Below are 7,839 nucleotides of genomic sequence, written 5' to 3' on the forward strand. Positions count from 1 at the left end.
GATCTTCCGCCATCGGGGGCGGCGGAACTCACCGAGACCACCATCGTGGTCGGGCGCGGCCGGACGCGGCGAGGGGAGATATCCCCGCATCGGTACCCGTCCCGCTCCCCTCCCCCGCCGGGCGGTCACGGCCGGGCGCCCGCCGCTCACCCTCGGTGACCCTCGCCCGGTGCCCGCCCGGGGTGTGTGCGGCGGCCCCCGGCCCGGGCATAGCCTGGAAACAGGGCCTCGGGTCCGCGCGGGCACAGGTCCCGCCCGTACGAGGCCGGTGCGAGGCATCGATGGGTGCGGTGGCGACAGGCACCCCGACCGGGCGGCAGACAGTCAGGCTGCCGGCCGAGGTGACGAGTTTCGTGGGACGTCGGCATGAGGCGGCCGAGGTCAAGCGCATGCTGTCCGCGTCCCGCCTGGTCACCCTCACCGGGGTCGGCGGGGTCGGGAAGACCCGGCTGGCGCTGCGGGTCGCGGACGAGGCGCGCCGGGCCTTCCCCGACGGGGTCTGGCTGGCCGAACTCGCCGAACTGGACAACCCCACGCTGCTCGCCCAGGGCGTCACCGAGGCGCTGCAGATACGCGACCACTCCTCCCGCCCGGCGATGGACATCCTCGTCGACCATCTGCGGGACCGGCAGGCCCTGATCGTCCTCGACAACTGCGAACACCTGCTGGAGGAGTGCGCCCGGCTCGCCGACCGGCTGCTGCGCGCGGCCCCCCGGCTGCGGCTGCTGGCCACCAGCCGTCAGGCGCTGGGCACCGCCGGTGAGCAGAGCCTGGCCGTGCCCACCCTGGGGCTGCCGGACCCCGAGGGGCCGCGGCCGTCCCTCGCGACGCTCGCCCAGTGGGACGCGGTACGGCTGTTCGTCGAGCGGGCCGCGGCCATCGTGCCCGGGTTCGAGCTCAGCGAGGACAACCGGGACGAGGTGGAGCTGGTCTGCCGCCGGCTCGACGGCATCCCGCTGGGAATCGAGCTCGCGGTCGTACGGCTGCGCGCCCTGTCCGTCCAGCAGCTGCTGGACCGGCTCGACGACCGGTTCCGGCTGCTCACCACCGGCTCCCGCACGGTCCTCCCCCGCCACCAGACGCTGCGGGCGCTGATCGACTGGAGCTATGAGCTGTGCACCGAGCGGGAGCGGCTGCTGTGGGCCCGGGTCTCGGTGTTCGCCGGAAGCCTGGACCTGGAGGCGGCCGAGGCGGTCTGCTCGGACGAGGGCATCGACCGCGAGAAGATCCTGGACCTGGTGACCGAGCTGGTGGACAAGTCGGTGCTGCTCAGGGAGGAGCACCCGACGGCGGTGCGCTACCGGATGCTGGACACGCTGCGCCAGTACGGCCGTGAGCGGCTGGCCGCCTCCGGGGAGGAGGCCGTACGGCTGCGACGCCACCGCGACTACTACCGCGGGCTCGCCGCGGACGCGCGGGCGGCGCTCTTCGGACCGGCCCAGGTGCAGTGGTTCACCAGGCTCCACCTGGAGCACGCCAATCTGCGCACCGCCCTGGAGAGCTGCCTGACCGAGCCCGAGCAGACCGTATGCGGACTCGACATGGCCGCCGATCTGCTCTACCACTGGATCACCAGCTACTACCTCGGCGAGGGCCGCCGCTGGCTGGACCAGGCGCTCGCGGTGTGCACCGAACACGACGGGTCGCGGGCGCGGGCCCTGTGGACCAACAGCTGGCTGGCCATCATCCAGTCCGACATCGACGCCGCCGCGGCCATGCTCGATGAGAGCCGGTCCCTCGGCACCCGGCTGGGCCTGGAGCCGGTGCTCGCCTACGTCGCGCTCTACTCCGGCATGGTCGCCATGTACCGGGGCGAGACCCGGTCCGCGATCGCGCTCTACGAGGAGGCCGTGACCCGCCATCGCGCGACCGGCGATCCTGTGGGGCTGGCCCTGGCGCTCATCCGGCTCTCACTCGCCCACTCCTTCATCGGCGACTCGCCGCGCGCGATCGCCCTGGGTGAGGAGTCGCTCGAGGTGTGCGACGCGTACGGGGAGGGCTGGCACCGGGCCTACACGATGATGGCGCTCGGCGTGGACGTCTGGCGCCAGGGCGACACGGCCAGGGCGGCCGCCCTGGAGAAGGAGAGCCTCACGTTCAACCGCTCGCTGGACGACCCGCTGGGCATCGGGGTCAATCTGGAGGTGCTGGCCTGGATCGCGGCCACCGAACGGGACCACTCGCGGGCGGCCAGGCTGCTCGGCGCCCTGGGGACCCTCTGGCACGCCATCGGCGCCCCGCACTCCGGCTACGGGCACCTGGTCCACTACCACGAGGAGTGCGAGGCCGCGGTGCGGCGGGCCCTGGGTAAACCGGCCTTCAACGCGGCGTGCAGACAGGGCGCCCGGCTGTCCTACGCCGAGGCGCTGGAGTACGCGCTGAAGAACGAACTGCCCAGCGGGGACACGCCGGCGGGCGGGCGGCCGTCGCCGCTGACACCCCGGGAGTCCGAAATCGCGCGGCTGGTCGCGCAGGGGCTCAGCAACAAGGAGATCGCCTCGTCCCTGGTCATCGCCCAGCGCACGGCCGAGGGCCATATTGAGCACATTTTGAGCAAGCTGGGTTTCACCTCGCGTGCGCAGGTGGCGGTCTGGGTAGCGGAACAGCACCGCGCCGCCGAGGCCGATGGCGAACGCCCGCCGGAGGATACGGTCTGAAGGCCGTGCCGACATTCTCAAGGGACAAGGGGCGGAATTCTATTCGAGACCGGAGCAGGTGTCCCGGAAGTTTTCACAACCCCCACGAAAATCCTCGCCCGCCCCGGCTTCGAGAGATCATGCGTCAGGCTCGAGGGACGAGCCGCAACGGCCGTGTCAGTGCGTCGACGCGGCCCACGCGACCGAGGAGGTCCCGCCGTGACTGTTGCCGCAGTCGGCAATACCGGTGATGCCATGGAGCTTTTCCGTGGCACCGCCCACAGCCCGTCGTTCTTCGCGCTCAACCGCGCCGGGGTCACGGGTGGCGGACAGGAGCTCGTGGACTTCTGCATCCCCTGCAATCCGTACTTCCCCACCCCCGCGATGTTCGCCGTGATGGCGGTCAGGCTGCGGGACATCCTCACCTACTACCCGAGCTCCGCGGAGACCATCACCGCCGAACTGGCCGATGTGCTCGGGCTGCAGCCGCAGACCATGGCGATGGGCAACGGCTCGACCGAGCTCATCACCTGGATCGACCATCTGCTGGTGAAGGAAAGCCTGGCGGTGCCGATTCCCACCTTCGGCCGCTGGACCGACCAGCCGATGGAGACCGGCAAACGGGTCGATATGTTCCAGCTCCCGGAAATGAGCGGATTCGCGCTCGACCCCAACGCCTTCGTCAACTTCGTACGCTCCCGGGGCTCCCGGGTCGCCGTGATCTGCAATCCCAACAACCCCGACGGCGGGCTGGTGCCCCGCCAGGCCCTCATCGGCATCATGGACGCCCTGGCCGACCTCGACCTGATCGTGATCGACGAGTCCTTCCTGGAGTTCGCGGACGCCGAGGCGTATCCGAGCGTCGTGGACGAGGCCATCCTGCGCCCGAATGTGATCGTGCTGCGCAGCCTCGGCAAGAACTTCGGGCTGCACGGGGTGCGCTTCGGCTATCTGGTGGCCAATCCGTCGCTCGCCGTGCAGATCCGCTCCCGGCTGCCGAAGTGGAACCTCAACTCCTTCGCCGAGGTCATCGTCTTCATGCTGAAGCGGTACCGGCAGGAGTACGTGGAGAGCCTGCGCATGCTCAGCCGCGACCGGCAGCAGATGACCACCCAGCTGGCCGGGCTGCCCGGGATGACGGTCTACCCCTCCCAGGGCAACTTCGTCTTCGTCAAGCTGCCGGCCGGGACGGACGGCGGCTGGGTCCGTGACCAACTGCTGTCCCAGCACGGTGTGCTGGTGCGCGAATGCGGCAACAAGCTGGGCAGCAGCAGCCAGTTCATGCGGTTGGTGGTGCGGTCCCAGCCGGATGTGCAGCGATTGCTGACCGGGCTGAGCACGGTGCTGTACGGGACGTCCTTCTACGCCCCGCAGGTCGGCTGGGACCAGCAGCCGTCGCTGCCCTCGGGGTACGCGGGCTCCTCGGGGTCCATGGGGGCCCTGGGATCCGCCCCCTCGCAGGCGCAGTTCATGGACTACTCCTACCAGCAGCCGCCCCAGCTGCCCGCGGCGCCGATGGCGCAGGAGCCGCAGCCGATGTACTCGGCGGGCGCGCTTCCGGCCCCGCAGGGCGTCGCCGGCGACCTGTACGGGCAGGCGTCCTTCGCGGGCGCGGGCACGGGCGCCTCGCCGGGGTACGTCCAGCAGCAGCCGCTCCCGGAGCTGTCACCCGCGTATGTCGCCACGCCCCCGGCCCAGCCGCCCCTGTACCAGGCCCCGGCCGCGCTGCCGCAGCCCCAGATGGTCCAGGCCCCGCAGCCGCAGATCCCGCAGCAGGTGCCTGCGCAGCAGTTCCAGACCGCGCCGTTGCAGCCGGCCCAGAGCCAGGCGCCGCAGGGCCAGGCGCCGTTGATGCAGATGGCGCCCCAGCCGCAGAGCGCGCAGTACCAGGGCGCCCAGGCGCAGACCTCCCAGATGCCGATGGCCCAGGTCCAGGCTGCCCAGGGGCAGGCGACGGCGGCGTACGCCCAGACCCGGCCCGAGGAGACGACGATCGACCAGATCCCGGTCTACGGGCAGCAGGACACGGGATTACCCGAGCCGTCGCCGATGGAGCGGACGCAGGCCATGACCTACGACCCCGCCGAGCTGAGGGCCGCGGCCGCGGCCCCGGTCGTCCCCCTCAGCGAGCAGGACGACGACCCGACCGGCCAGACCCCGGCGCTGCAGCGCTATCCGCGCCCCGCGGCATACCTCCAGGACGACTCGACCGCATGACCGGGCTCCGCTCCCGAGGTCATGACCGACGCATCCGGTCGTCGCACGGCCAGGCCGGGGACACCCCGGCCGTCGCGCACACCGCGATGTGCAGCAGCAGGGGATGGGTGTACGGCTCCCCGTCGCCCGGCCAGTGCACCACACCGGGCTCCTCACTCCCCGTGGGGCCGGTCCGCCGCCCGGGCGGGCCGGTCACCATGGCGCCGACCGCGTAGACGGCCGGTGCGGGCCAGTCGACGCCGACGTCCGAATGGGGCGGCACGATCCACCACCAGCACCCGGCGCCGGTGAGCACACATCCCGCCCGGGGCAGCAGGGCCATCACCCCGGGGCCGTGCCGCTCGGCGATCCCCACCGCGTCGTAGGCCCGGTCCGTCCGCAGCCTCGAGGGCAGTTGAAGGCGGTGACGGCCGGACAGCGCACGGAATCCACGCCGGCCGAACCGGCCGCGGACGAGGCCGGTCAGCGCACCGGCGAAGGCGTACGTCATCTAGGGGCACTTCACAGAGGTCGGGCCGATGGTGCCTGCGGTCGCCGCGGCGAAGCGCGGTAACGGGATCATGCCGCAACTATGCGCACCGCCGGGGACACTTGGCAAGAGGCACTCTGAATTGTGCAGAGTCGTCAGTGCAATGTGCCCCTTCCGCACTGGCCATGGCACACTGCGAACATCAGCGTTGGGGAGGTCAGGGAGGGATTCAGGTGAGCGAACCGCGGTCGGCGCCGACCGTGGGTCAGGTCGTCCTCGGCAAGAGGCTGCAGGATCTGCGGGAGAAGGCGGGATTAAAGCGGGACGAGGCTTCCAAGGTGCTGCGGGTGGCGCCCGCCACCATCCGCCGCATGGAGACCGCCGAGGTCGCGCTGAAGGTCCCGTATGTGCAGCTGCTGCTGGACGCCTACGGGATCACCGGTGAGGAGCTCGACTCGTTCATCACCCTGACCGAGGAGGCCAACAAGCCCGGCTGGTGGCAGCGGTTCCACGACATCCTGCCGGACTGGTTCAGCGTCCACGTCAGCCTGGAGGGCGCGGCCGAGATGATCCGGGCGTACGAGCCGCACTTCGTACCCGGATTGCTCCAGACCGAGGACTACGCCCGCGCGGTCATGCAGACCGGCGCCGTCGGCCGGGCCGGTCCCCGGCAGGCGGAGCGCCATGTGGCGCTGCGCATGGAGCGGCAGGGCCTGCTCACCCGGCGGGATCCGCCCCGGCTGTGGGTGGTGATGGACGAGACGGTGCTGCGCCGGCGGGTGGGTTCGGCGGCGGTGATGCGGCAGCAGGTCGACCGGCTGCTGGAGGCCGTGGAGATGCCGCACATCACGCTGCAGATCTCGGAGTTCTCCTCTGGGCACCATCCGGGCACCTATGGGCCCTTCGTCCTCTTCCGCTTCGCTGTACCCGAACTGCCGGACATGGTCTACGTCGAGTACCTGACCGGCGCCGTCTACCTGGATGAACGCATCGAGGTGGCCTCCCATCTGGAGGCCATGGACCGCATGGCGGCCCAGGCGGCAACCGCACGACGCACAAAGGAAATCCTCCGGGATTTCCGCAAGGAGCTCTGATCGGAATGGATCGCATTCACAACGGCATGCGCGCGAGCGACCTCGGCAGTGAGGGCTGGCACAAGCCGTGGAGCGGTGGCAACGGCGGCAACTGCGTCGAAGCCATGAAGCTGGACGACGGCCGGGTCGCGATCCGCCAGTCGACCGATCCGGACGGTCCGGCGCTGATCTACACCCGCAGCGAGATCATCGCGTTCATCCAGGGCGCCAAGGCGGGCGAGGCGGACTTCCTCGTCTGCTGAACCGCCTCCCGTGCGCCGACGGCCGCTGGGCCGTCGGCGTCGGCGCGGCGTCGGTGTGCCGTTACGTGGCGTCGGCCGCCAGTGCCCGCAGCAGGCCGATGGTCAGCGCGGTGCGGGCGGGGATCGGGGCGAGCACGGTGTGTTCGTGGCGGGCGTGGGCGCCGGAGCCGAGGGCACCGAGCCCGTCGAGGACCGGACGGCCGAGCGCGGAGACGAAGTTGCCGTCGCTGGCACCGCCGACCGCGGTCTCCTCCAGCTCCCAGCCGTGTTCCGCGGCGATCGCGTGGGCCTGCTCGAACAGCCGGCGGGACGGATCGCCCGGAACCATCGGCGGACGGTTCCACTCACCGGTGACGGTCAGCCGCACCCGCTGGTCGGAGGGGGCGAGGGCGTGCAGCGCGGCGTCGATCCGCTTCATCTCCTCCGGTGCGGCGATCCGGATGTCGATGCCGCAACTCGCCTGTGCGGCGATCACATTGCGCCCCGTACCGCCGCTGATCAGCCCCACGTTCACCGTGGTCCCCCGCTCCGGGGCACTGAGCGCGGCGATCTGCGGGACGACCTCGGCCAGCGCGTGGATGGCGCTCGCGCCCGCGAACGGGTCGAGACCCGCGTGCGATTCGATGCCGTGGGCCGTCACATCGAACAGCCCGACGCCCTTGCGGGAGGTCTTGAGCGCACCGTCCAGCGACGCCTCGAAGACCAGCGTCGCCAGGACGTCCTCGCTGAGCCGCTCGATATGGCGCCGGGAGGCGGGGCTGCCGATCTCCTCGTCGCCGTTGAGCAGCAGCCGCACCGAGGGGTGGGGAAGCTCCAGCTCGCGCAGCAGCCGCAGGGTCCAGACGGCCTGCACCAGGCCCGTCTTCATGTCGAAGACACCGGGGCCGCTCGCCCGGCCGTCCTCGACCTCGAAGGGCCATTCGGCGAGCGTTCCGGCCGGCCACACCGTGTCGTAGTGGCACAGCATCAGCACGGTGCCGGGGGCCGTGCCGCGATAGGTCAGGGCGAGCACATCGCCGTGCGGTCCGCAGTCGTGGCGCTCGGTTCCGTCCGGCTCGCCGAGCCGGTCGACGACCCAGCCGCTGATCGTGGCCAGTCCCGCGTCCAGCAGCCGCTTGTCGTTGCTCGGCGTCTCCAGCTCCACCAGCGTCCGTAGGTCTTCGATCATCTCGGGCAGCGCC

At 71.2% G+C, this 7,839-nt stretch carries 6 protein-coding genes; 4 read left to right on the forward strand and 2 right to left on the reverse strand.

The window, feature by feature from the left end; genetic code table 11:
- The first annotated feature begins 353 nt into the window (after positions 1-353).
- A complete protein-coding gene (locus GWI24_RS36280) occupies positions 354-2,657 on the forward strand; it encodes a LuxR C-terminal-related transcriptional regulator (protein ID WP_308344205.1) in 2,304 nt (767 codons plus the stop codon).
- Positions 2,658-2,855: 198 nt separating this feature from the next.
- Positions 2,856-4,853, forward strand: coding sequence for an aminotransferase class I/II-fold pyridoxal phosphate-dependent enzyme (locus GWI24_RS36285; RefSeq protein WP_374103380.1), 1,998 nt, complete (start codon positions 2,856-2,858; stop codon positions 4,851-4,853).
- Positions 4,854-4,872: 19 nt separating this feature from the next.
- Here the strand turns inward: GWI24_RS36285 and GWI24_RS36290 are convergent, their stop codons facing one another.
- Positions 4,873-5,343, reverse strand: a complete 471-nt coding sequence (locus GWI24_RS36290) for a hypothetical protein (RefSeq protein ID WP_210950293.1) — start codon at positions 5,341-5,343, stop codon at positions 4,873-4,875.
- A gap of 212 nt (positions 5,344-5,555) precedes the next feature.
- Here GWI24_RS36290 and GWI24_RS36295 point away from each other — a divergent pair, with 212 nt between their 5' ends.
- Together GWI24_RS36295 and GWI24_RS36300 are read left to right on the forward strand one after the other, a co-directional pair.
- Positions 5,556-6,416, forward strand: a complete 861-nt coding sequence (locus GWI24_RS36295; protein ID WP_210950294.1) for a helix-turn-helix transcriptional regulator — start codon at positions 5,556-5,558, stop codon at positions 6,414-6,416.
- Between the two features lie 5 nt (positions 6,417-6,421).
- Positions 6,422-6,658, forward strand: a complete 237-nt coding sequence (locus GWI24_RS36300; protein WP_020866051.1) for a DUF397 domain-containing protein — start codon at positions 6,422-6,424, stop codon at positions 6,656-6,658.
- Positions 6,659-6,719: 61 nt separating this feature from the next.
- Here GWI24_RS36300 and GWI24_RS36305 read toward each other — a convergent pair.
- Positions 6,720-7,839 (reverse strand): M20 family metallopeptidase (locus GWI24_RS36305; protein WP_247617357.1); only part of this gene is annotated, 1,120 nt, incomplete at its 5' end.

Source organism: Streptomyces sp. MK37H (assembly GCF_018035285.1).
In the GTDB taxonomy this organism is placed as follows: domain Bacteria; phylum Actinomycetota; class Actinomycetes; order Streptomycetales; family Streptomycetaceae; genus Streptomyces; species Streptomyces endocoffeicus.